General features: G+C 52.8%; 1 protein-coding gene. It reads right to left on the bottom strand.

From position 1 onward, the window contains the following. Positions 1–422: YDG domain-containing protein (locus tag JHD79_RS22535; protein WP_199121607.1), on the bottom strand; the 422-nt coding region annotated here is incomplete at both ends.

The raw sequence follows: 422 nt of genomic DNA, 5'->3' as shown, positions 1-422 counted from the left end.
GTTCCCGAAAGGCTGATGCCCGAAACCGAAACAGGCTTGCCGTTGGCTACGGTCTTGCTGTTGAACGTAGCGGAGGTATAGGCTAGGGTAATGTTATCGCCAGAAAGGGCATTGCTGCTAAGGTTCACCGTAGCATTGCTGGTCGCATCGTACACCTTGTTGCTTCCAGTAGCGGAAACCATCAGGGCAAATGGCGTAATGTCGGCAGTGGTACTTGCCGTGGTGTTAAATGTATAGTTGGTCGCGTCTGTTCCCGAAAGGCTGATGCCCGAAACCGAAACAGGCTTGCCGTTGGCTACGGTCTTGCTGTTGAACGTAGCGGAGGTATAGGCTAGGGTAATGTTATCGCCAGAAAGGGCATTGCTGCTAAGGGTCACCGTAGCATTGCTGGTCGCATCGTACACCTTGTTGCTTCCAGTAGC

The organism is Pedobacter sp. ASV28 (assembly GCF_016428855.1).
In the GTDB taxonomy this organism is placed as follows: domain Bacteria; phylum Bacteroidota; class Bacteroidia; order Sphingobacteriales; family Sphingobacteriaceae; genus Pedobacter.
The sequence above is the reverse complement of the archived record's forward strand: the minus strand, read 5'-3'. Positions and strand labels throughout refer to the sequence as shown.